Genomic DNA, 21,902 nt, shown 5'->3' with positions numbered 1-21,902 from the left:
CGGCATTCACGCGGGGCCGCGACGAATACAATGCCGGCATGACCCGCCAGCTGCCCTGGCGCCTGGCCGACGCGCCGGACGCCCCCTTCCCGCCGGCCGAGACCGCCCTGCGCCAGCCCGACGGCCTGCTCGCCGTGGGCGGCGACCTGCACCCGGCGCGCCTGCTCAACGCGTATGCGGGCGGCATCTTTCCATGGTTCAGCGAGGGCGAGCCGATCCTGTGGTGGTCGCCCGACCCGCGCATGGTGTTCCGTACCGATGGCGTGCATCTGTCCAGCCGCTTCCGCCGCCAGTTGCGCGGCAGCACATGGGAGGTCACCGCCGACACCGCCTTCAGCCGGGTGATGCGCGCCTGTGCGGCGGCACTGCGGCCCGGCCAGGACGGCACCTGGATCAGCCCCGACATGGTCGAGGCCTACAGCCAGCTGCATGACCTCGGCTTTGCCCACTCCTTCGAGGTCTGGGACCGGCAGACGCTGGTCGGCGGCATCTACGGGGTGGCGATCGGGACGATGTTCTTCGGCGAGAGCATGTTCAGTGGCGCCAGCGGCGGCTCCAAGATCGCCCTGGCCGCGCTGGCATCCACGCTTCACGGCTGGGGCTGGGCGCTGATCGATGCCCAGGTGGAGAATCCGCACCTGCTGCGGATGGGCGCCGAGCACCTGCCGCGCGCGGCGTTCCTGCAGCACGTCCGCCACGCGGTGCGCCATGACGGCCGTGAAGGCCCGTGGACGCAGGCGGTCGGACGCCTGCCGGCACAGCGTTTGGCCGGGGGTTAACACAAACTTTGCAAGCTGGGCCGGTCACGCGTAAAATACTGCGCCTTAGGCCCAGCGTGGCCGTTTTCTGAACCGCACAGGACTACATGTCGAAAGACGATTCCATCGAGTTCGAGGGCACCGTCAGCGAGACGCTGCCGAACACCACTTTCCGCGTTCGCCTGGAAAATGGGCACGAGATCATCGCCCACATTTCCGGCCGCATGCGCAAGAACTACATCCGCATCCTCACCGGTGACCGGGTCAAGGTTGAAATGACCCCGTACGACCTGACCAAGGGTCGTATCACCTACCGCATGAAGTAAGCGGTCGGCGCGTTGCGCCACTTCGACAAGGCCAGCCCTGGTTGCTGGCCTTTTGTCATGCCTGCAATCCGGCCCTGCCGGAGGTCATCGTGACCGAACGCACCGTGGCGTCGGTCAGCCCTGCTTGCGGCAGATTCGCATCTTCATCCGTGGCGGCATCGTGGGACCCGATCCAGTCCGGATCGCCATTCCCCTGCCCCGCCATGAACATGCTCACGTTGACCGCCCTGCTCGTCGCCGTTGCCGCGTCCGCCAGCGCATCGCCTGTGCGCGCCGCCGAGCCCCCCTCCACGGCCAGTGACTGCATCCAGCTGGGCAGCGACCAGCAGATCGTGCGCGCCGGCGTTTCGCGGAACATCCTGCTGCGCAATGGCCAGGACCACTATGTCGTGCACTTCCAGAACGACTGCTCCACTGCCGGCTACTCGCGGAAACTGAGCTTCATCACCGAAGGCCAGCAGGGCCTGCTGTGCAGCGCCGGCCGCAGCCAGCTGCGCACCGATGCCGACCACTGCCGGGTGGCGCAGATCGAACCGATCGACGAAGCCACCTTCCAGAAGAAGGCCCGCCAGCGCGGCCGTTGATGGCGCATATGACAAGGGCGGCCGAAGCCGCCCTTGTCATTTCAGGTCCGCCGGGCCACGCCCGGCGTCAGTTCACTCCACCGTGACCGGCAGCAGGCGCTCCGGCTCGGCCTGGGTCTCGACGACCAGCTCGTCGTCGCGGACATCGATGTTCACCTTGCCGCCGTTGACCAGTTTGCCGAACAGCAGCTCGTCGGCCAGAGGACGCTTGATCTTGTCCTGGATCACGCGGGCCATCGGGCGCGCACCCATCAGCGGGTCGAAGCCGTGGTGGGCCAGCCAGTCGCGCGCGGTCGGCGTGGCCGACAGGCTGACGTGCTTGTCCTGCAGCAGCATCTCCAGCTCGATCAGGAACTTGTCGACCACGCGCAGGATGTGCTCGAAGCCCAACGCCTGGAACTGCACCACCGCATCGAGTCGGTTGCGGAATTCCGGGGTGAAGCTGCGGCGGATGGTCTCCATCGCGTCGGTGGCATGGTCCTGCTTGGTGAAGCCGATCGAGCGCCGCGAGGCCTGCGCCGCGCCGGCATTGGTGGTCATCACCAGCACCACGTTCTTGAAGTTGGCCTCACGCCCGTTGGTATCGGTCAGCACGCCGCGGTCCATCACCTGCAACAGGATGTTGAAGATATCCGGGTGCGCCTTTTCGATTTCGTCCAGCAGCAGCACGCAGTGCGGCGTCTTGACGATCTTTTCGGTCAGCAGGCCGCCCTGGTCGAAGCCGACATAGCCCGGAGGGGCACCGATCAGGCGGCTGATCGAATGCGGCTCCATGTACTCGGACATGTCGAAGCGGACCAGCTCGATGCCCAGCTGCAGCGCCAGCTGCTTGGTCACCTCGGTCTTGCCGACACCGGTCGGGCCGGCGAACAGGAAGTTGCCGATCGGCTTTTCCGGATTGCCCAGGCCCGAGCGGGCCAGCTTGATCGCCGAGGACAGCGTCTCGATGGCCGGGTCCTGGCCGAAGATCACCATCTTCAGGTTGCGCTCCAGGTGCTGCAGCACGTCCTTGTCGGTGGCACTGACCTGCTTGGTCGGGATGCGCGCCATCTTGGCCACGATCGCCTCCACTTCCTCGACGTCGATCAGCTCCTTGCGCTGGCCTTCCGGCAGCAGCCGCTGGCGGGCACCGGCCTCATCGATCACGTCGATGGCCTTGTCCGGCAGCAGGCGGTCGCCGATGTGCTTCACCGACAGGTCCACTGCCGCCTGCAGCGCTTCGTCCGAATAGGTCACGCCGTGGTGCAGCTCGTACTTGGACTTCAGGCCCTGCAGGATCTCGTAGGTCTCGCCCACGGTCGGCTCGACGATGTCGATCTTCTGGAAGCGGCGGGCCAGCGCCCGGTCCTTCTCGAAGATGCCGCGGTACTCCTGGAAGGTGGTCGAGCCGATGCAGCGCAGCTCGCCGGAGGCCAGCGCCGGCTTGATCAGGTTGGACGCATCCATGGTGCCACCCGAGGCCGAACCGGCACCGATGATGGTATGGATCTCGTCGATGAACAGCACCGCATTGGGGACTTTCTTCAGTGCGGTCAGCACGCTCTTCAGGCGCTTCTCGAAGTCGCCGCGGTACTTGGTGCCGGCCACCAGCGCGCCCAGGTCGAGCGAGTAGATCACCGCGTCGGCCAGCACGTCGGGTACCGAGCCCTCGACGATGCGGCGGGCCAGGCCCTCGGCAATCGCGGTCTTGCCCACGCCAGCCTCGCCCACGTACAGCGGGTTGTTCTTGCGGCGGCGGCACAGGACCTGGATGGTGCGCTCGATCTCGTCGGCACGGCCGACCAGCGGATCGATGCGGCCCGACCGCGCCTGTTCGTTGAGGTTGCTGGCGAACTCGGTCAGGGCATCACCCTTCGGCTCGCCCTCCCCGCCTTCGATGCGGCCTTCGCCCTCGGAGGAGGAGGGCGGCTGCTCGCCTTCCTCGCCCAGCTTGGCGATGCCGTGGGACAGGTAATTGACCACGTCCAGCCGGGTCACGTCCTGCTGGTTGAGGTAATAGACGGCATGGGAGTCCTTTTCGCCGAAGATGGCGACCAGCACGTTGGCGCCGGTGACCTCCTTCTTGCCCGAGGACTGCACGTGGTACACGGCCCGCTGCAGCACGCGCTGGAAGCCCAGGGTCGGCTGGGTATCGCGGCCGTCATCTTCGGCCAGGCGGGACACGGAAGCCTCGATGGCCTGCTCCAGCTCCTGGCGCAGGCGTTCGGCGTCGGCACCACAGGCCTTCAGTACGGCCTGGGCGGACGGGTTGTCGAGCAGTGCCAACAGCAGGTGTTCGACCGTCATGAATTCATGCCGGGCCTCACGGGCGCGCTTGTAGCACTGGCCGATGGTGTGTTCGAGGTCTTTGCTGAACATGGATTACTCCGGCGGCAGATGGGGACAATATGCGGCCTGACTACGCGATTTCCATCACCCTAGCGGATTGCTGCGTTCAGATGGCGTTAGCAGTGCAGATCGCTTGATCTTCATTCACTCCAGGACAGCCCACCCAGCATGAGCGAACCCTACCTGAGCCGCTGGCGATTGCGGCGTGATGGCGCGGCCATCGAGACGCCCCACGCCCAGCTCTGGCCGGTGCTGACCGCCGACGGCGAACCGGCGATGCTGAAGGTCAGCAGCGAAACCGAGGAGCAGAACGGCCATCGCCTGCTGCGCTGGTGGGACGGCGATGGTGCCGCCCGCCTGCTGGCCCACGAGGGGCCGGCGATCCTGATCGAGCGTGCAGACGGCGATTCGCTGCGGCAACGTTCGATCGAGGGCGACGATGATGCCTGTACCACGATCCTGTGCCAGGTCCTGCGGCAGCTGCACCGGCCACGGAGCGCGCCGCCAGCGGAACTGGTCTGCCTGCGTACATGGTTCGCCGACCTGCTGCAGCCAAGGGCCGCGCTGCCGCCACTGCTGGAACAGTGCAGATCACTGGCGGAGCGGGTGTTGCGGGAAGAACACGAGATCCGGCCGCTGCACGGCGACCTGCACCACGACAACGTGCTGGATTTCGGCGCGCGTGGCTGGCTGGCGATCGACCCGAAGCGGCTGCTGGGCGACCGCGCGTTCGACTACACGACAATGTTCAGCAACCCGGACCTCTGTGGCCCGGGCATCCATGTGGCCACCCGGCCCGAGCGGTTTGCCGCCCGGCTGGAACAGGTCAGCGCGCTGGCTGGGCTGGAACGGGCGCGCCTGCTGCGCTGGATCGCGGCCAGCGCGGGGCTGTCAGCGGTGTGGTTCCGGGGCGACGGCGACCCCGCCGAGGTCGACGAGGCAGTGGCACGCATGGCGCTGGAGGCGTTGGCGGAGGCGTGACCTCCGCGCGTGGTGGGCGCACTCCATCCGGGACATTGCGCCGGGACGAAAAGCAGCCGAGCATGGGCTCGGCTCTACAGGTTTCTGCCTTGGTAGGTGCCCACCTTGGTGGGCACGCCGTGTCCGGAGTCGATGTACCCGGACGAGGATCGGCAGCCGGTCAGGCCTTTTCCATCGTGCACAGCAGCGGGTGCTGGTTCATCCGCGAATACTCGTTGACCTGGGCAACCTTGGTCTCGGCGACCTCGCGGGTGAACACGCCGCAGACCCCGCGGCCGCGGGTATGGACGTGCAGCATCACCTGCGTGGCCTTGTCCAGGTCCATGCTGAAGAACTGCTGCAGTACATCCACCACGAAATCCATCGGGGTGTAGTCGTCGTTGAGCAGCATCACCTGGTAGAACGGCGGCGGCGCCACTTCCGGGCGCGCGGGCTCCACGGCAACGCCGTGCTCGTGATGGGAATCGGGGGAGGACTCATGGGGCATCCATCCATTATAGGGGTAGCGCCGGACCTGCGTCGGCCCGCCGCAGATTGGACGGCACGCACGCCCAACGTCACAATTGCAGCTTCTTTCAACACTGCTTCACAGGATCTTCATGAAAAGGACCCTTCTGCCCGCCCTGCTGATCACCCTGGCCGCTGCCGGTGCTGCCACCGCCGCGCCCCAGGCCGACAAGTCCGTGGCCCGCCACCTGGACAAGCTGGGTTACACCTACGAGGTCGACGAGGATGGCGACTACCGCATGGTCTTCGACGTCGAGGGTGACCGCACCCAGATGGTCTACGTGCGCTCGGCGGTGGAAGACTTCGGCAGCCACAACATCCGCGAGATCTGGTCGCCGGCCTACAGCGCCAAGACCAAGCAGTTCCCGGTGGCCGTGGCCAACCGCCTGCTGGAAGATTCGCAGGACGCCAAGATGGGCGGCTGGGTAAAGCAGGACACCACTGCCATGTTCGTGGTGAAGATCGACGCCGATGCCACCGCCGACCAGCTCAGCGACGCCATCGATGCGGCCATCCGCACCGCCGACGCGATGGAGCTGGAACTGACCAAGAAGGACGAGTTCTGAGTTGAACGCCACGCCGGACCCGCGCTGGGCACCGCACGCCACCGTTGCCACCGTGGTGATCGACGGCGGCCGCGTGCTGCTGGTCGAGGAGACCATTGACGGCCGCCAGGTGCTGAACCAGCCGGCCGGCCACCTCGAGCCGGGCGAAAGCCTGGCCGAGGCCGCCCTGCGCGAGACCCGCGAGGAAACCGGCTGGACGGTGCAGCTGACCCACTTCATTGGCTGCTACCAGTGGACTGCCGGCGACGGCACGGCCTTCCTGCGCTTCTGCTACGCGGCGCGCCCGGTTTCGCACGATCCGGCGCAGCCGCTGGACACCGGCATCGACCGCGCGCTGTGGCTGACCCCGGCCGAGCTGCAGGCCGCCGGCGAGCGCCAGCGCAGCCCGCTGGTGTGGCAGGTGGTGGCGGATTACCTGGGTGGCCAGCGCCACCCGCTTTCGCTGGTCCGGGAGGTCGCATGAGCACTCCGCGTGTGATGGTGGGCGTCTCCGGCGGCGTCGATTCCTCGGTCGCCGCCTGGCGCCTGGTACAGCAGGGCGAGGCCGTGGCCGGCCTGTTCATGCAGAACTGGGCCGACGATGGCAGCGGTGATTGCCGTGCCGAGGATGACCGTCGCGACGCGGTGGCCGTGTGCGGCCTGCTGGGCATCCCGTTCCACTTCCGGGACTTCTCCAGCGAGTACTGGCAGGGCGTGTTCGAGCACTTCCTGGCCGAGTACGCGGCCGGCCGCACCCCGAACCCGGACGTGCTGTGCAACCGTGAAGTGAAGTTCAAGCATTTCCTGGACGCCGCCCGCGAGCTGGGCGCCGAGCGCATCGCCACCGGCCATTACGCACGGGTGACCCAGCGCGGCCACCAGTGGCTGCTGCTGCGCGGCGCCGATCGATCCAAGGACCAGAGCTACTTCCTGCATCAACTGGGCCAGGAACAGCTGGCAGCCACCCTGTTCCCGATCGGCGACCTGGAAAAGAGCGACCTGCGCCGGATCGCGCGCGACGTCGGCCTGCCGACCCACGCCAAGAAGGACTCCACCGGCATCTGTTTCATCGGCGAGCGCGACTTCCGCGAATTCCTCGGCCGCTACCTGCCGGCCAAGCCCGGCCAGATCCTCGACCCGGCCGACGGCAGCGTGATTGCCGAACACCCGGGCGTGTTCTATTTCACCCTGGGCCAGCGCGAGGGCCTGAACATCGGCGGCGTGCGTGGCCGCCCGGCCGCGCCGTGGTACGTGGTTGGCAAGGATGTGGCCAGCAACGTGCTGTACGTGGACCAGGACCGCGACAGCAAGTGGATGCTGTCCGACCGCCTGCGTTCGGAAACCGCGCACTGGATCGCCGGCTCACCGCCGGCACGGCGCTTCGAATGCACCGCCCAGACCCGCTACCGCCAGCCCGACGAGCCGTGTACGGTCCAGGTGCTGGACGATGGCAGCGTGCTGGTCACCTTTGCGCGCCCGCAGCGTGCCGTTACCCCCGGTCAATCGCTGGTGCTGTATGACGGTGATGTGTGCCTGGGCGGCGCGGTGATCGCCGCCACCGATGCGCCGCTGGAACAACGCCTGCGCACCACCCCCTCCCCTTTTGAGGTAATCGCTGCATGAGTTTCACTGTCGACGACCGCGTCCTGGCCTTGGCCGGCATTGCCCAGGCCCTGCAGCAGGTGCGCCGCATCGCCGATACCGGCCATTCCGACGCCGCCGCCGTGCGCACCGCCGTGGACAGCGTGTTCCGCGTCGATGCGTCCTCGCCGCAGGCGGTGTTCGGTGACCGTCATGCACTGAAGTCCGGCCTGCGCCTGCTGCACAACTACTTCCGCAGCCAGGGCCAGGACCCGATGCTGCCCAAGCTGGCCCTGTCGGTGCTGCAGCTGGAGCGTCGCTTCGTGCAGGATGGGGCGACCGTGAACAAGGTCGCCTCGGGCATCGAGCGCGCCCAGCGCCAGGCCACCGAACTGGGCGACAGTGGCCACCCGGACGTACTGGCCAACCTCGGCGGCCTGTATGCCGACACCATCAGCCACCTGAAACCGCGGGTGATGGTGCAGGGCAACCCGCACTACCTGGGCCAGGCCGGCGTGGTGGCGGAGATCCGTGCCCTGCTGCTGGCCGCGGTGCGTTCGGCGGTGTTGTGGCGCCAGCTGGGCGGCAGCTACTGGGACTTCCTGTTCAGCCGCAAGGCGATGATCGAGGCCGTGGACCGCCTGCTGGCCTGAGGGTGTGGGGTCAGAGCCCTTTTCCATGGAAAAGGGATCCGACCCCGTTGCGCCTGCCCAAGGGGTCGGATCCCTTTCCGGCACGGAAAGGGCTCTGACCCCGAGGCCGCCAAGGCGCCGGAAAACCGGCGCATTCAGAATGCACTTCGAGGCACATCGACGTTAAAGAGAAAGGGGGTACGGCCGATACATCCTCCGTGCACCTCCCGAGAACGTCCATGTACTCACGCATTTTCATCCGTCTGGCCGCCCCCCTGGCTCTGACCCTGCTGCTCCCCTTCGCCATCGGTTTCGAATGGCCGGCCGCCCTGCGCTGGGCGATCCTGACCACGATGACGCTGAGCTGGCTCGGCTTTGCGTGGTGGACCACCCGCGCACAGGCACATCGTTCCCCCGAGCACGCCCGTGTCCTGCGCGAACAGGACCAGCTGCTGACCGAGCTGCGCAACTTCGTCGGCAACGAGATCGACGGTTCGCGTGGCGAAGTGGAACGCGCCCGTGACCTGATCCGCCAGGCCGTCTCCAGCCTGGGCGGCAGCTTCGATGCCATGAACCGCAAGTCGCGCCAGCAGAGCCAGGCCCTGTCGCGCATCGTCGACCGCGCCGGTGATGAAGGCAATGCCGGCCTCGACGTTGCCCGTTTCGCCCAGCACGCCAGCCATCGCATGGAACAGCTGGTGGAAGCGCTGGAACAGGTGAGCGGCCAGAGCAGCACCACCGTGCAGCACATCGACCAGATGGCGCAGCACCTGGATGGCATCTTCGCGCTGCTGGAAGACGTCAAGTCGATCGCCGACCAGACCAACCTTCTGGCGCTGAACGCGGCCATCGAAGCGGCCCGCGCCGGTGAAGCCGGTCGTGGCTTCGCCGTGGTCGCCGACGAAGTGCGCAACCTGTCCGAGCGCTCGACCACCTTCAACGAGCAGATCCGCAAGCTGGCGCACAGCTCCAAGGACGCCATCGCCAAGGTGCGCGAGACGGTTTCGCACATGGCCTCGCGCGATATGGACCGCTCCCGCGAAGCCCGTCAGGAAGCAGCAGCGATGCTCGACAACGTCGCGCAGATCAACGCCTCGCTGGGCGACGGCATGCGCGAAGTGTCCGAGTGTGCCCGTGCGATCGATGGCAGCGTGGCCGAAGCCGTGCGTGCCCTGCAGTTCGAAGACATCGCCACCCAGGCGCTGGGCGGCGTGCACACCCACCTGGACCGCCTGACCGCGATCAACCGCGAAGCGGTGGCCCTGCAGGAACTGCTGCACCGCAATGGCGGCGTGTTCGACGAAGAGATCGCCACCGCCCTGCAGCGCACCGGCAACCGCCTGCGCGAACTGCGCAGCGAATGGGAACGCCCGCCGCACAAGCCGGTCGCCCAGCAGAGCATGGGCGCCGGCACCGTCGAGCTGTTCTGATCCTGATGTCCGCTGCCCTCGCCGGCAGCCCGCAAGGCCCCGGTTCGCCCGGGGCCTTTGCCTGTAACCCGCCATTGGATGCATCCTGTACGCGCACCATGACCCTGATCCGCGCCCTGCCCGCCCTCACCGACACCGAGCGCCCGCGCAATGCGAGCGTGCGTGAGCAGCTGCAGCGGCTGGAAGACGTGGCCCGCGAGGAACTGCTCGAACTGCAGCAGCTGGCCGATGCGCGCCCCGCCCCCTCCCGAGCCGACGATGAACTGCTGGGCCTGGCATGGGACCTGGGCCTGGATGGCGAAGCCCTGAAGTAGATCCACGTCCTGCGTGGATGGGCCGTCCCGCATGGCATGATCCACCGGTCCCGTTCATGGAAGACCGATGGCCATCGCCCTCATCGCAGTGCTCCTCATCGAAGCCGTCCTTCTGATGGCCTGGGTGGCCGGCTATTTCAGCTGGGGCATCACCCTGTTCAACGAACGCATCGCGGCGTCACCGGCCATGCAGGCCCGGCTCTCGCTGGGCAGCCTGGAACGTGACCTGCCGCAGGACAAGTGGCTGCGACTGGCCTTCCATGCGCTGCCCGATGGCAGCATGGCGTTCCGCGAGAGCTTCGCACCGAGCTTCGGCCTGCGCTACTTCCCGGTGATGCGTGGACGCATCGTTCTCAACGCGCGGCGGCACGAGGTGCGGGTGATCGGCCTGTGCAGCTGGTTCGTGGCAATCCTGTCGCTGCTGCTGTTGCCGCTGGTGGCGATGCGCCCGATGGTGGCACCGATGCTGCTGGTGCTGCCGCTGTTCCTGGCCAGCTATCTGGTCCAGAAGCGACGCTATGCGGCCATCGTCGAGGCCCTGCGCATGCAGTTGAAGGCGGAGTTTCCCAGGTAGTTCCACGCCATGCGTGGATGATCGCGAGCGTCAGGGCATCCGTGCCGGCCAACGGTCGGCACCCACCAGAGCTGGGCGCACCAGAGTCAGGCTACACCGCGCCGGCATCTGCAAGCGCAGATCCTCAGCGCACCAGCACCGCTTCGCCGCTGGCGTCGGTGCGCATCGGCGCCGGGCGCTGCTGGCGCAGCCACTGCGCCAGATCACGCGGGCTGAGCGGGCGCGAGTACAGGTAGCCCTGGATCTCGTCGCAGCCCTGGCGGCGCAGCATGTCTTCTTCCTGGTGGGTTTCCACGCCTTCGGCCACCACCTTCATGCCCAGCGCGTGGCCCAGGTGGACGATGGCCTGGGTGACTTCGGCCGTGCCCGAATCATGCAGCATGCCCTGCACGAAACTGCGGTCGATCTTCAGGCGCCCCACCGGGAAGCGGTTGAGGTAATTGAGGTTGGAGAAGCCAGTGCCGAAGTCATCCACCGCCAGCGGCACGCCGTGCCGTTCCAGCACGTCGAAGCAATGGCGCAGGATGTCGGTATCACGGATCAGCGCCGACTCGGTCAGCTCCAGTTCCAGCCGTTGCGGCGGCCAGCCATGGGCATGGCAGATCTCGATCACGCGCTCGGCGAAGCCGCGATCACGCAGCTGCACCGCCGACACGTTGACCGCGATGCGATCAAAGTGCAGTCCGGCACGGTCCCAGGCGGTCGCCTGGCGGCAGGCCTCGTTCAGCACCCAGTCGCCGATGCGCACGATCTCGCCGCACTTTTCGGCAATGGGAATGAACTCGGCCGGGCTGCAGTAGCCGATGCCGGGGCGGTGCCAGCGCAACAGTGCCTCGATCGCCGGTGGCTCGCCGTGGTGGGCGTGCAGCAGCGGCTGGTAGGCCAGGCTGAACTCGTCGCGCTCGATCGCCCCATGCAGGGCATGCTCGACGTCCAGCCGGCGCTGGATGCGGGCCAGGGCGTCCTGGCTGTAGTACTGGTAGGTGTTGCGCCCGGCTTCCTTGGCCGCATACATCGCGGCGTCGGCCGCGCGCAGCAGTGAGTCGAAATCGGTCTGCGCATCGCCCAGCATCGCGATGCCGACGCTGGCGCCGACTTTCAACGTGGTCTCGCCACGGCGCAGCGGCTCAGCCAGCGAGGCAATCAGCTTGCGGGCGACATGACCGGCATCTTCCGGCTCGGCCAGGTCGCGCAGCACCACGATGAACTCATCGCCACTGAAGCGGCCGAACAGGTCGTTGTTGCGCAGGTTCTGGTGCAGGCGGGTGGCTGCGGCCTTCAGCAGCGCATCGCCGGTGGCGTGGCCGAAGCTGTCGTTGATGGTCTTGAAGCCGTCCAGGTCGATGAACAGCATGGCCAGCGAGGTACCGCGGTCGCGTGCTTCCTCGATGGCTTCGGCGGTCTGTTCGCCGAGCAGTACGCGATTGGGCAGGCCGGTCAGCAGGTCGTAGTGGGCCAGCAGTTCGATGCGCTCGTTGGCTTCGCGCTCGCGGGTGATGTCACGGAACAGGACAACGAACCGCGGCGGCAGGCCGTCACGGCGGTCCAGTTCGATCAGCACCTGCACCCAGACGCGCAGGCCGGACTGGCGGTAGAAGCACAGGTCCAGCTGCTCGGGCAGGCCGCCGTTGGCGATACGGGCGAGCGCCGCCTCGAACGCGTTGCGCGAGTCCTCCGTGTACAGCGCCAGCGCCTGGTCGAGGGTGATCGGTTCCTTGCGCAGGCCATGGATGCGGTAGCACTCCTCGGTCCATTGCATGCTGCGGGTCTGCACTTCGATCTCGCAGCCGCCGATGCGGCCCAGCGCGGAGACCCGGTTCAGCAGTTCGGTGCGCCAGCGGATCAACGCATCGGTCTGGTGCTGTTCGGTGATGTTCTGTACCTGGCCGAGCAGGCGCTTGGGTTGCCCGTCCATGTCCAGCAGCGGCTGCATCCATAGCCGCAGGTGCTGCGAAGGCTCATGGCCGCGGGTCAGCTCCAGCTCGAGGTTGGCAGCGCGGCCATCGCGCCACAACCGCCGCCATGCCGCGCGCAGCGCGCCGCGGGAGCGTGGATGCAGCTGCTTCAGCCACCGCCGCTGGCCCGGAACGGCGCCCTGCTCCAGTGCCAGAAGCGAACGCAGTTCCGGCGACCACCAGAAATGCCCGCTGTTGGGATCAAACGACCAGCTGCCCATGCTGGCGATGCGCTGGGCCTCGCTCAGGTGCAGCTGCTGTTCCTGCAGCAGCGATTCGAGCTGCTTCTGCTGCTCGATATCGGTATGCGTGCCGACCATGCGCAGGGGCTGGCCATCGGCGGTGCGAGCGACCACGCGGCCGCGATCGAGCACCCAACGCCACTGGCCATCGGCCTGGCGGAAACGGAACTGTGCGCTGTACTGCTCGCTGTGCCCGCGCAGGTGCTCGTCGAGCGCGGCGCGCACCTGGGCGATGTCCTCGCCGTGCACGCGAGACAGCAATTCAGTGGCGGTCTCGTCGCCCAGCGCCGGCGTGCGCGCCACCCGGTCACTGGGGATGTCCCAGTCCCACAGGCTGTGGCCGGCGCTGTCCAGTGCCAGCTCCCAGCGCCCGCCCCCATCGACCGGCACCGGCTCGGGAATGCTCAGGGTGAACGCCAGCAGGTTGCCGGCACCGTCGTGCACCGCACGCAGGTGACCGTCATAGTGCCCCCGTGGGCCGCCCGGCAGCGTGCAGGCAACGATGCCACCATCGGCGGCCATCAGGCGCAGATCTTCCAGCATCGGCGCATAGGCCGCCACGGTGGCCGGCAGGCCATGCTCGCGCGCGGCCGGATTGGCCGCCAGCGGGCGCCCGGCACGGTCGACGATGACCAGCGCCGACGCAAGCGGGTGCTGCAGCAGGCTGGCGATGATCCCTTGGTCCACGCGATCTTGCTCCGGATGACACGCCCGTCAGCGGGGCACGCAGTGGTTAACGGCGCCTGCGGCGGATAATTGAGTGGTCACGGCACGCTGCGGGGTAAGATGACCGGCGCCCCTGTCACCCGCCCCGTCCATGCCCGCAGAACCGACCGGCAACGCCCCAGTTCCCGACCCGCGGATGGCGCAGGCGCTGAGCCGTGACCGGCGCCGGGTGGTGCTGAGCTATCTGGTGATGGCGCTGGCCTGGATGATCTCCACCGACAGCGTGGTGCAGGCGCTGGTGCCCGATCCGCAGCAGGCGGCCCTGTGGCAGGGCCTGAAGGGCTCGTTCTTCGCGCTGGCCAGCGCGGGCCTGCTCTATCTGCTGCTGCGCCCGCTGGCCGAACACGTGCTGCATACCCATGCGCGCCAGCAGGCCTCCGAGCTGCGCCTGCGGCAGATGTTCGAGGGCAACCCCGGGCCGATCCTCGTCTACGACCTGGACACGCTGGCGATCCTCGATGCCAACCCCGCCGCCTGCAGCGCCTTCGGCTGGGACCGCGACGAGCTGCTGGAACAGACCATCGACGCCTTGTGGCCGCCGGGCCAGGACCAGGCCCTGCAGACCAAGCTGGAGGCGATCCGCGAGGCGCCCGAGGAGCTGTGCATCCTGCGCGCTCAGCTGCAGCTGCGCGATGGCGCGCTGCGGCAGATGGAGCTGCGCTCCAACGCCATCAGCTACGACGGCCACAACGCCCGCCTGCTGATCGCCATCGACCGCACCGCCGAGGATCTGGCCCAGCTGCGCCGCGACCAGGCGTTGGCCCGGGTGGAGGAAGCCCATGAGCTGGCCCGCATCGGCGCCTGGGAACTGGACCCGTCCACCGGGCTGGGCCGCTATTCCAACCAGGTCTATCGCCTGCTCGGCCGCCGCCCGCCCGAGGCCCGGCGCTGGCACCGCTTCGATGAGCTGCTGGTGCCGGCCGACCCGGCCACCGCCACCCAGACCGAACAGCTGCTGGCCGAACTGTGCTCCGGCGAGCCGGTACAGGTGGACGTGCTGCTGCCGCTGCTGTCGATGGACGGCCGTGCATTGATGGTGCACCTGCGGGCGGCCAGCGGTATCGACGAAGCCGGCCGCAGCCGCGTGCTGGGGACGCTGCAGGACGTGACCGAGCGCGAGCAGTCGCGGCGCCTGCTGCGCGAGCGCGAGGAACAGTTCCGCGAGCTGGTGCGGGTACTGCCCGACGGCGTGGTGATCCTCTCCGACGAGCACGTGCTGTACGCCAACGCCTGGGCCGCCGGCCTGTTCGGTTACGGCAGCCACACCCTGCTGGGCGAGCCGCTGTCGGCACTGGTCGCTGCCGCCGACCTGCCACGGGTGCGCAGCCAGCTGCGCGCCGGCCAGCCCCACCTGGGGCCGGGCCACAGCAGCGTGGTGGCCATGCAGCGTGCGGACGGCCGCAGCTTCCATGCCGGTCTGGCGGTGGGCGAAGTGCGCTACGGCGGTCGTGACTGCAAGCTGCTGATCGTACGCGACCTGAGCGATTCCGAACGCACCCGCAGGGCGCTGGAAACCAGCAATCGCGAGCTGCAGGCGATGGCCGGGCGGCTGTTCTCGCTGCAGGAGGACGAGCGTCGCGCGATCTCGCGCGACCTGCACGATGACATCGGCCAGGCCATTACCGCGATCAAGCTGTCGGCGCATGCGGCGCAGGATGAGGACGATCCGAAGCGTCGTGGCGAGGACCTGGCGCAGATCGTCAGCCTGGCTGACACCACCGTGGCCAAGCTGCGCGACATCTCCACCCTGCTGCGCCCGCCGCAGCTGGATGCACTGGGCCTGGAGGCGGCGCTGAGCTGGCAGGCGCGGGTGCTGTTCCGCTCTTCGCCGGTGGAGCTGCTGGCCGAGATCGAGCCGCTGCCGCACCGCCCCGACAACAGCATCGAACAAGCCTGCTTCCGCATCGCACAGGAAAGCCTGACCAATGCGCTGCGCCATGCGCGCGCCAGCCAGGTCCTGCTGCAGCTGCGCGACGTCAGCCAGCGTGGCCTGCACCTGCAGATCCGCGATGATGGTGAAGGCTTCGATCCGGACGGCCCGCGCGGCCTCGGCCTGATCGTGATGCGCGAGCGCGCGCAGAGCGTCGGTGGCCACGTGCGGATCGAATCCGCGCATGGCGAAGGCACCCTGATCGACGTCCACCTCCCCTACCAGGCGACCAGCATGGCCGCCGTCGATTCACCGGAATACTGAGCCTATGTGGAATCCCAACCTGCCCCCGGTCAGCATCGATGATGCCCCCGACCGCCTTGGCGCCGGCAACCCCGAGCTGCAGGCGATGGTTGCCGAGGCGGCCTCCGGCGGCATCGCGCTGATGCTGATGCACGTGGACATCGACCACTTCGCATCGGTCAACGAGAACATGAGTGCCGAAGTGGGCGATCAGGCGCTGGTACTGGTGGCGCAGCGCCTGCAGTCCTACCTGCGCGGGCGTGGCAAGCTGTGGCGGCATGGCAGCGACGAGTTCCTGATCGCGGTGCCCCGCACCGCGGACCTGCCGCTGCCGGAGGACTTCGCTGAAGAGATCCGCCAGCAGATGGAACTGCCGCTGTCGGTGCTTCCATACACGCTGTTCATGACCGGCAAGCTGGGCGTGAGCCTGTGCCCGGAACATGCCAGCAGCGCCTCGCGCCTGCTCGACCATGCCGAAGATGCGCTGTACCAGGCCGCCCGCGAAGGCGGCAATGCCGTGCGCATCCATGCCGTGGATACCCCGCCGAGCGCGCACAGCGAGAGCATCATCGCGCGCCAGATCGTCGATGCCATTCCCAATGGCGAGCTGAAGCTGCGTTACCAGCCGCTGGTGAGCGCCCGCGACGGCCACGTGGTCGGCATGGAAGCGCTGCTGCGCTGGCAGTCGCCGACCCTGGGCATGCTGGTGCCGGAGCGCTTCATGCGCACCGCCGAGCGCCTGGGCATCATCGTGCAGATCGGCACCTGGGTGCTGGAAGGCGCATTGAAGCAGGCGCGGTTGTGGCGCGACCAGGGCTTTGATGACTTCACCATCGCGGTGAACGTGTCCACCCTGCAGCTGCTGCGGCCGAACTTCTTCGCCGAGGTGATGTCCCTGCTGCAGGCCGCGGGCGTGCCGGCGCACATGCTGACGCTGGAGATCAACGAGAGCGCGCTGACCAACAACGTCAATTTCGTCCATGAAACGCTGGCCAACCTGCGCAACGAAGGCATCAGCCTGAGCCTGGACAACTTCGGCACCGGCGATTCCAGCCTCAGCGCGCTGGTGCGCTACCCGGTGGACAAGCTGAAGATCGACCGCAGCTTCATCAAGAGCGCACCGGCTGGCAATCGCGAAGCAGCCATTGCCCGCGCGATCATTGCCATGGGCCACCAGCTGGGCATGACCGTGATTGCCAACGGCGTGGAATCGCAGGCCCAACTGGGCTTCCTGCGCCGCAACGACTGCGATGTGTTCCAAGGCTACCTGTTCGGCGAGCCGATGTCGGCCGATGCCGCCGGCATGACCCTGCGCCGGCGCTACCTGCGCCCGGAAGCCTTCGCCGAAACGCGCCCGGACCGGACGCTGCTGCTGCTGGATGACGAGGAGAACGTGCTGCGCTCGCTGGTGCGCCTGTTCCGCCGCGACGGCTACCGCATCCTGGCCGCTGGCAACGTGCGTGACGCCTTTGATCTGCTGGCGATCAACGACGTGCAGGTGATCCTGTCCGACCAGCGCATGAGCGACATGAGCGGCACCGAGTTCCTGGGCCGGGTGAAGATGCTGTACCCGGATACGATCCGCCTGGTGCTGTCGGGCTACACCGATCTGAACACGGTGACCGATGCGATCAACCGTGGCGCGATCTATCGCTTCCTGACCAAGCCGTGGAACGACGACGAGCTGCGCAAGCACATCCACCAGGCATTCCGCACGTACGAAGAACAGCGCCGTAGCAATGCCGGCCCGGCACCGGTGGAAACCGGGGATGGTGGCGAGGATCGGCCGCTGCGGTGACGATCGGGTAGAGCCGGCCGCTGGCCGGCTGCCTTGGGTGCCCGGCTTCAATGAGGTTGCCGGCCAGCGGCCGGCACTACCGTCGATTGGCCCCGGTAGAGCCGGCCGCTGGCCGGCTGCCTTGGGTGCCCGGCTTCAATGAGGTTGCCGGCCAGCGGCCGGCACTACCATCGATAGGCCCCGGTAGAGCCGGCCGCTGGCCGGCTGCTCTGGGTGTCCGGTTCCAATGAGGTTGCCGGCCAGCGGCCGGCACTACCGTCGATTGGCCCCGGTAGAGCCGGCCGCTGGCCGGCTGCCCTGGGTGTCCGGTTTCAATGAGGTTGCCGGCCAGAGGCCGGCACTACCATCGATAGGCCCCGGTAGAGCCGGCCGCTGGCCGGCTGCTCTGGGTGCCCGGTTCCACTTCGGAAGCGGTCAGCGCGGCTGCTTCACCGGCAGCACCACGCGGAAGCGCGAGCCCACGCCCGGGGTGCTGTCCAGGTCGATGCGGCCGTGATGCTTGTTGATGATGCTGTAGGAGATCGACAGGCCCAGACCGGTGCCGCTGCCGACCGGCTTGGTGGTGAAGAACGGATCGAAGATGCGCTGGCGCAGTTCCGGCGAGATGCCGCCGCCGGTGTCTTCGAATTCAACCCACACGTGATCGCCATCAACGCCGGTGCGCACAATGATCGTGCCGCGCTCGGCGATGGCATGGCCAGCGTTGAGCAACAGGTTCATGTAGACCTGGTTCAACTCCGACGGCAGGCACTCCACCAGCGGCAACTGGCCGAATTCGCGTACCAGGGTGACCTTGTACTTGAGTTCGTTCCAGATGATGTTGATGGTCGATTCCAGGCCCGCGTGCAGGTCGACCAGCTTCCACGATTCGTCGCGACCGGAATACGAGAAGTCCTTCAGGTCGCGCACGATGCGGGTAACGCGCTCGATGCCTTCGCGCGATTCGGCCATCAGCTGCGGCAGGTCGCGGCTGATGAAGTCGATGTCCAGGCGGTCACGGATGTCATCGATTTCCGGAATCAGTGCCTTCGGGTCCGGCGCGCGCAGGGCGCGCTCGTAGGCTTCGATCACGGTGAACAGGCTGCGCAGGTACTCCTGCAGGCTGCCCAGGTTGGAGTGCACGTAACCGATCGGGTTGTTGATCTCGTGCGCGACGCCGGCGGCGAGCTGGCCGATCGAGGCCATCTTCTCCGACTGCAGCAGCTTTTCCTGGGTGCCATTGAGGCGCAGGTAGGCCTGGCGCAGCTCGGCGTGGCGCTGCTGCAGTTCGCGCTCGTAGTCTTCCTGCCCTTCGATGTGGCGGAACAACGCAAGGAAATGCCCTTCGCCGACCGGACCATGGTGGTACAGGTGGGCGATGACCACGCCCTCGCCCAGCGGCAGGCTGCCATTCCAGTGGCCATGCTGGCGGGCCTGCTCCAGTGCATCAGGGGGGAGCAGCTCGCGCAGCCGCTGCGGCGGCGGCAATCCGCCGTCCGAGCCACTGGCCAGCAGGTTCTGCGCGGCCGGGTTGGCCAGGGCCACCTGCCCGTCTTCAGTGAACAGCAGCAGGCCTTCGCGCAGGCGCTCAAGCAGGGCCTGCAGCACCGGCTGCGGCGGAAGGGGGGCGGTAACCAGGGCGTTGGCAGCGGACACGGCGACTCGGGGCGTTCGAACAGGCGCCCAATATACGCGGTCATGCAGCGGGCTTCAGCCCACCGGGAGGGGGTGTGCGACCGCCGTCGCGTCAGGCGACGGCGAGTGGCCGGCCGATGCTGACCGTGTGCGACTGGCCCTTGGCATCGTAGGCCGAGGCATCTTCGGTACGGCCGAGCTGGCGCAGCGCCCAGTTCACCTCGCGGCGACGGCGCGACAGCAGCACGCCGTTGGCGCGGTTGCGCTCGGCCAGTTCCTGCAGCTGTTCGCCCTCGCCCACCGGCGGCGCGCCTTCCAGCGCACGCAGCGCTTCCAGCTTGGCGCCGGTGGCCCGGATCAGGGCGTGCACGTCGTGCTCGACCAGGGCCTGGCGCTCAACGTCCAGGGCCTGGGCGAGGCGCTGCAGCGGCTCGCTCATCGCCGCAGTCATCCGTGCAGCTGCTGGTCCAGATCGAGCATGCGCGATGCGATCGCGTCCGGATTGATCTTGTAGGTGCCGTTCTGCAGTGACTCGCGCACGGCCGCCACGCGCTGGGCGTCGATCGCCGGGGCGGTGGTCAGCTCACGCTCGATGGCCTGCAGATTGGTGGCCTCGCCGGTCAGGCGCAGGCTGTCGGCCGCCTCGACCGGGCGCGCCGCCGCATCGGTGCTGACGCCGGGCTTGCTGGCCGGGGTCGTCACGCTGCGCAGTGCCTGGGGGACCTGCAGGTTGCCGTCGATTTTCTGGCTCATGGGGTGTCCTGGAGTTGCCGTTCACAAGGGATAACGGCCGCAGGGCCGTGATCTTTAGGGATATTTTGCGGTAAATCAACGCGCCACGATTACGTCACCTGCGGCGTCGACCGTGCCCTGCACGATCCGCCGCGAGGACAGGTTCTCGACCGAGACCCGCTCGTTCTCACCGGCATCACCCATCGCACGGCCGGCAATGCGCACCTCGACCGAGCCGCGACGCGACACCAGGGCTACATTGTCTCCTCGCTTGATGAGACGCTGGACCACCAGATCGTTGTTCGACAGCAGGGCTCCGGCCTGCAACGGACGGCGGGCGATGCGGCCGATCGCCGCATTGGGATCGGACAGCACCGCGCCGGCAATCCGGGCAGCGTCACGCTGGGCAGTGGTGATATCGGCGGCCGTGAGGGTTTCTCCAGTGCCGATTCCGCGGTTGAGCACCAGCACGGTCTGGTTGCGCCGCACTTTTACCGGCACGAACAGGCGCCAGCCGCCCGCATCGGGACAGCTCACCTCCACCGTGGTGTTGGCGGTGGGCTGCACCTGCAACGCGCTGCCGCATTTCGGCAGGCGCAGCGCATCGGCCACCTGCGCCTCGCCTTCACTGCCGGCAGGCAGCGTCGACAGCGCCGCAGTGCGGATGCTGGCCACCGGCTGCCAGTCCGTGGCGCCCGCCCACGGCGCGGCCAGGGCGAGCGCGATGGCGAACAGCGATGTGACCCGGCGCATGGCGCCTCCTGTCGATGGGATCTGCCCAGCAGCGTGCAAGGGGTGTGCCAGAGACCGGGTCCCGTTGATCGGATCCGGGATGGGGATTCGACCGGATGGGTAGAGTCGACTGCCAGTCGACTTTCGCGCGAAGCGCGGGGTTTCCCGTGATCGGATCGAAGAGCAGTCGGCTGACAGTCGACTCTACAAACGCGGTGCGGGCCGCGCGGGCGGCAGAGCGCCCTCAAGTTCCGCCCCCACCACGCCGATACAGCAGCCATGTCCCATGACCTGCTCAACCGGATCGACCAGCGGACCCGACTGGCCGGCCACAACCGCCTGGCGCTGCTGCTGTTCCGCCTCGGCGGACGTCAGCTTTTTGGCGTCAATGTCTTCAAGGTGCAGGAAGTCCTGCGCCGCCCGGAGCTGTTCCAGGTGCCCGGCCTGCCCAGCCAGTTCTCCGGCGTGGCCGACGTGCGCGGCCGCTCGGTGCCGGTACTGGACCTGGGCCTGGCGATCGGCCACCCCGAGCGCGAACCGGACGCGGACACCTCGCCCGGCTACCTGGTCGTCACCGAATTCAACCGCTCGATCCAGGGCTTCCTGGTCAGTGGCGTCGAACGCATCGTCAACATCGCGGTGGAAGACATCCACCCGCCACCGGAGCTGGGCGCCGAGTCGAGCTACCTGACCGCGGTGACCCGCTTCCAGGGCGAGCTGATCCAGGTGATCGACGTTGAGAGCGTGCTGGCCGATATCGCCCAGGTGCGCGGAGAAGCGGTACTCGACCCGGCAATGGCCATGCCCGCCGACGGCCCGCAGCTGCAGGTGCTGGTGGTGGACGACTCGCGCGTGGCCCGCCAGCAGATCCGCAGCGTGCTGGACCAGCTGGGCGTGGGTGCCACCCTGCTTTCCGACGGCAAGCAGGCGCTGGACCACCTGCTGCAGGTCCACGCCTCGGGGGAAAACCCGGCCGAGCGCTATGCCATGGTCATCTCGGACATCGAGATGCCGGCCATGGATGGCTACACGCTGACGACGGAAATCCGGCGCCACCCGGGCCTGGCCGGCCTGTACGTGCTGCTGCACACCTCGCTGTCGGGCGTCTTCAACAACGCCATGGTCGAGCGCGTCGGCGCCAATGCGTTCGTCGCCAAGTACTCGCCGCACGAGCTGGCCGACTTCGTGCTGGACCGCCTGCGCAAGGTGGCGCTGGCGGCGTAAGGCCCGCCGAGGGGTCGGATCCCGGAACGGGCTCCGACCCCGCATCGCAACGCGTCAACCACGGGGTCAGAGCCCCTGCGGGGATCTGACCCCCTCTCCATTTGGCACACCCCTTGCAGCTTCCCGGGCAACGTTCCCGTGGGAGT

At 67.8% G+C, this 21,902-nt stretch carries 22 protein-coding genes; 14 read left to right on the top strand and 8 right to left on the bottom strand.

The features are described from left to right. Window positions 1-38 precede the first annotated feature (38 nt). Window positions 39-779: a leucyl/phenylalanyl-tRNA--protein transferase gene (gene aat, locus QP609_RS10360; protein ID WP_134966824.1), complete on the top strand. Its 741-nt coding sequence runs from the start codon at window positions 39-41 to the stop codon at window positions 777-779. An 86-nt stretch (window positions 780-865) separates the two neighbouring features. Beyond that, the gene (gene infA / locus QP609_RS10355) at window positions 866-1,084 is read left to right on the top strand and encodes a translation initiation factor IF-1 (protein ID WP_005409596.1); all 219 of its coding nucleotides are present in this window, start codon (window positions 866-868) and stop codon (window positions 1,082-1,084) included. 55 nt (window positions 1,085-1,139) lie between these two features. Here infA and QP609_RS10350 read toward each other — a convergent pair whose 3' ends face one another. Continuing rightward, on the bottom strand, window positions 1,140-1,301 hold the full coding sequence (locus QP609_RS10350; RefSeq protein WP_153643327.1) for a hypothetical protein: 162 nt from the start codon (window positions 1,299-1,301) through the stop codon (window positions 1,140-1,142). Between QP609_RS10350 and QP609_RS10345 the strand changes: the two genes are divergently transcribed. After that, window positions 1,294-1,668, top strand: a complete 375-nt coding sequence (locus QP609_RS10345; protein ID WP_229767389.1) for a hypothetical protein — start codon at window positions 1,294-1,296, stop codon at window positions 1,666-1,668. The two genes, QP609_RS10350 and QP609_RS10345, sit on opposite strands and share 8 nt — an antisense overlap. 72 nt (window positions 1,669-1,740) lie before the next feature. On the opposite strand, the gene clpA is transcribed toward QP609_RS10345, so the two are convergent. Continuing rightward, window positions 1,741-4,026, bottom strand: a complete 2,286-nt coding sequence (gene clpA / locus QP609_RS10340) for an ATP-dependent Clp protease ATP-binding subunit ClpA (RefSeq protein WP_197620898.1) — start codon at window positions 4,024-4,026, stop codon at window positions 1,741-1,743. 138 nt (window positions 4,027-4,164) lie between these two features. On the opposite strand from clpA, the gene QP609_RS10335 reads away from it, so the two are divergent. Beyond that, a complete protein-coding gene (locus QP609_RS10335; RefSeq protein WP_197620899.1) occupies window positions 4,165-4,977 on the top strand; it encodes an APH(6) family putative aminoglycoside O-phosphotransferase in 813 nt (270 codons plus the stop codon). 160 nt (window positions 4,978-5,137) lie between these two features. Here the strand turns inward: QP609_RS10335 and clpS are convergent, their stop codons facing one another. Continuing rightward, a complete protein-coding gene (gene clpS / locus QP609_RS10330) occupies window positions 5,138-5,464 on the bottom strand; it encodes an ATP-dependent Clp protease adapter ClpS (protein ID WP_006444529.1) in 327 nt (108 codons plus the stop codon). 112 nt (window positions 5,465-5,576) lie between these two features. Between clpS and QP609_RS10325 the strand changes: the two genes are divergently transcribed. From QP609_RS10325 to QP609_RS10295, 7 genes are all read left to right on the top strand, one after another. Further along, entirely contained in the window at window positions 5,577-6,050 is a 474-nt protein-coding gene (locus QP609_RS10325; RefSeq protein WP_014647079.1) for a hypothetical protein, read from the top strand. Between the two features lies 1 nt (window position 6,051). Beyond that, on the top strand, window positions 6,052-6,513 hold the full coding sequence (locus QP609_RS10320; RefSeq protein ID WP_014647078.1) for an NUDIX hydrolase: 462 nt from the start codon (window positions 6,052-6,054) through the stop codon (window positions 6,511-6,513). Beyond that, window positions 6,510-7,652 (top strand): tRNA 2-thiouridine(34) synthase MnmA, encoded by a 1,143-nt coding sequence (gene mnmA / locus QP609_RS10315; protein WP_049403980.1) that lies wholly within the window; start codon window positions 6,510-6,512, stop codon window positions 7,650-7,652. The genes QP609_RS10320 and mnmA overlap by 4 nt, the downstream gene beginning before the upstream one ends. Next, a complete protein-coding gene (gene hflD, locus QP609_RS10310; protein ID WP_049439883.1) occupies window positions 7,649-8,263 on the top strand; it encodes a high frequency lysogenization protein HflD in 615 nt (204 codons plus the stop codon). The genes mnmA and hflD overlap by 4 nt, the downstream gene beginning before the upstream one ends. A gap of 218 nt (window positions 8,264-8,481) precedes the next feature. Then, on the top strand, window positions 8,482-9,672 hold the full coding sequence (locus QP609_RS10305; protein ID WP_005416472.1) for a methyl-accepting chemotaxis protein: 1,191 nt from the start codon (window positions 8,482-8,484) through the stop codon (window positions 9,670-9,672). 98 nt (window positions 9,673-9,770) lie between these two features. Beyond that, window positions 9,771-9,986, top strand: coding sequence for a hypothetical protein (locus tag QP609_RS10300; protein WP_032961894.1), 216 nt, complete (start codon window positions 9,771-9,773; stop codon window positions 9,984-9,986). Between the two features lie 67 nt (window positions 9,987-10,053). After that, window positions 10,054-10,560, top strand: a complete 507-nt coding sequence (locus QP609_RS10295; RefSeq protein ID WP_197561066.1) for a hypothetical protein — start codon at window positions 10,054-10,056, stop codon at window positions 10,558-10,560. A gap of 124 nt (window positions 10,561-10,684) precedes the next feature. Here QP609_RS10295 and QP609_RS10290 read toward each other — a convergent pair whose 3' ends face one another. After that, window positions 10,685-13,444 carry a GGDEF domain-containing phosphodiesterase gene (locus QP609_RS10290; protein WP_053495620.1) on the bottom strand — a complete coding sequence of 920 codons (2,760 nt, stop codon included), beginning with the start codon at window positions 13,442-13,444 and terminating at the stop codon, window positions 10,685-10,687. Window positions 13,445-13,574: 130 nt separating this feature from the next. On the opposite strand from QP609_RS10290, the gene QP609_RS10285 reads away from it, so the two are divergent. Both QP609_RS10285 and QP609_RS10280 read left to right on the top strand, forming a co-directional pair. Continuing rightward, window positions 13,575-15,677: a PAS domain-containing sensor histidine kinase gene (locus QP609_RS10285; protein ID WP_032961901.1), complete on the top strand. Its 2,103-nt coding sequence runs from the start codon at window positions 13,575-13,577 to the stop codon at window positions 15,675-15,677. Between the two features lie 4 nt (window positions 15,678-15,681). Then, window positions 15,682-17,454 (top strand): EAL domain-containing protein, encoded by a 1,773-nt coding sequence (locus QP609_RS10280; protein WP_014647070.1) that lies wholly within the window; start codon window positions 15,682-15,684, stop codon window positions 17,452-17,454. A 414-nt stretch (window positions 17,455-17,868) separates the two neighbouring features. Here the strand turns inward: QP609_RS10280 and QP609_RS10275 are convergent, their stop codons facing one another. The 4 genes from QP609_RS10275 to flgA form a co-directional block, all read right to left on the bottom strand. Further along, window positions 17,869-19,089, bottom strand: a complete 1,221-nt coding sequence (locus tag QP609_RS10275; RefSeq protein ID WP_169411007.1) for an ATP-binding protein — start codon at window positions 19,087-19,089, stop codon at window positions 17,869-17,871. A 91-nt stretch (window positions 19,090-19,180) separates the two neighbouring features. Next, on the bottom strand, window positions 19,181-19,519 hold the full coding sequence (locus QP609_RS10270; protein WP_014037132.1) for a FlgN family protein: 339 nt from the start codon (window positions 19,517-19,519) through the stop codon (window positions 19,181-19,183). Beyond that, window positions 19,516-19,821 carry a flagellar biosynthesis anti-sigma factor FlgM gene (gene flgM / locus QP609_RS10265; RefSeq protein ID WP_014647067.1) on the bottom strand — a complete coding sequence of 102 codons (306 nt, stop codon included), beginning with the start codon at window positions 19,819-19,821 and terminating at the stop codon, window positions 19,516-19,518. The genes QP609_RS10270 and flgM overlap by 4 nt, the downstream gene beginning before the upstream one ends. A gap of 75 nt (window positions 19,822-19,896) precedes the next feature. Further along, the gene (gene flgA / locus QP609_RS10260) at window positions 19,897-20,553 is read right to left on the bottom strand and encodes a flagellar basal body P-ring formation chaperone FlgA (protein WP_032961903.1); all 657 of its coding nucleotides are present in this window, start codon (window positions 20,551-20,553) and stop codon (window positions 19,897-19,899) included. Window positions 20,554-20,811: 258 nt separating this feature from the next. Here flgA and QP609_RS10255 point away from each other — a divergent pair, with 258 nt between their 5' ends. Beyond that, on the top strand, window positions 20,812-21,756 hold the full coding sequence (locus QP609_RS10255) for a chemotaxis protein (RefSeq protein ID WP_014037130.1): 945 nt from the start codon (window positions 20,812-20,814) through the stop codon (window positions 21,754-21,756). Window positions 21,757-21,902: the final 146 nt, after the last annotated feature.

This window comes from Stenotrophomonas sp. 8(2023) (assembly GCF_030345295.1).
GTDB classification, from domain to species: domain Bacteria; phylum Pseudomonadota; class Gammaproteobacteria; order Xanthomonadales; family Xanthomonadaceae; genus Stenotrophomonas; species Stenotrophomonas muris.
Note: the sequence above shows the minus strand (reverse complement) of the source record. Positions and strands in the feature narration are given on the sequence as shown.

What these genes read in the sequence shown, in the direction of transcription:
- aat (WP_134966824.1), top strand. Translation starts at nt 39, where the DNA reads ATGACCCGCCAGCTGCCCTGGCGCCTGGCCGACGCGCCGGACGCCCCC.
- QP609_RS10280 (WP_014647070.1), top strand. Translation starts at nt 15,682, where the DNA reads ATGTGGAATCCCAACCTGCCCCCGGTCAGCATCGATGATGCCCCCGAC.
- flgA (WP_032961903.1), bottom strand. Translation starts at nt 20,553, where the DNA reads ATGCGCCGGGTCACATCGCTGTTCGCCATCGCGCTCGCCCTGGCCGCG.
- QP609_RS10285 (WP_032961901.1), top strand. Translation starts at nt 13,575, where the DNA reads ATGCCCGCAGAACCGACCGGCAACGCCCCAGTTCCCGACCCGCGGATG.
- QP609_RS10295 (WP_197561066.1), top strand. Translation starts at nt 10,054, where the DNA reads ATGGCCATCGCCCTCATCGCAGTGCTCCTCATCGAAGCCGTCCTTCTG.
- flgM (WP_014647067.1), bottom strand. Translation starts at nt 19,821, where the DNA reads ATGAGCCAGAAAATCGACGGCAACCTGCAGGTCCCCCAGGCACTGCGC.
- QP609_RS10300 (WP_032961894.1), top strand. Translation starts at nt 9,771, where the DNA reads ATGACCCTGATCCGCGCCCTGCCCGCCCTCACCGACACCGAGCGCCCG.
- QP609_RS10270 (WP_014037132.1), bottom strand. Translation starts at nt 19,519, where the DNA reads ATGACTGCGGCGATGAGCGAGCCGCTGCAGCGCCTCGCCCAGGCCCTG.
- QP609_RS10325 (WP_014647079.1), top strand. Translation starts at nt 5,577, where the DNA reads ATGAAAAGGACCCTTCTGCCCGCCCTGCTGATCACCCTGGCCGCTGCC.
- mnmA (WP_049403980.1), top strand. Translation starts at nt 6,510, where the DNA reads ATGAGCACTCCGCGTGTGATGGTGGGCGTCTCCGGCGGCGTCGATTCC.
- QP609_RS10345 (WP_229767389.1), top strand. Translation starts at nt 1,294, where the DNA reads ATGCTCACGTTGACCGCCCTGCTCGTCGCCGTTGCCGCGTCCGCCAGC.
- hflD (WP_049439883.1), top strand. Translation starts at nt 7,649, where the DNA reads ATGAGTTTCACTGTCGACGACCGCGTCCTGGCCTTGGCCGGCATTGCC.
- QP609_RS10255 (WP_014037130.1), top strand. Translation starts at nt 20,812, where the DNA reads ATGTCCCATGACCTGCTCAACCGGATCGACCAGCGGACCCGACTGGCC.
- QP609_RS10305 (WP_005416472.1), top strand. Translation starts at nt 8,482, where the DNA reads ATGTACTCACGCATTTTCATCCGTCTGGCCGCCCCCCTGGCTCTGACC.
- clpS (WP_006444529.1), bottom strand. Translation starts at nt 5,464, where the DNA reads ATGCCCCATGAGTCCTCCCCCGATTCCCATCACGAGCACGGCGTTGCC.
- clpA (WP_197620898.1), bottom strand. Translation starts at nt 4,026, where the DNA reads ATGTTCAGCAAAGACCTCGAACACACCATCGGCCAGTGCTACAAGCGC.
- infA (WP_005409596.1), top strand. Translation starts at nt 866, where the DNA reads ATGTCGAAAGACGATTCCATCGAGTTCGAGGGCACCGTCAGCGAGACG.
- QP609_RS10335 (WP_197620899.1), top strand. Translation starts at nt 4,165, where the DNA reads ATGAGCGAACCCTACCTGAGCCGCTGGCGATTGCGGCGTGATGGCGCG.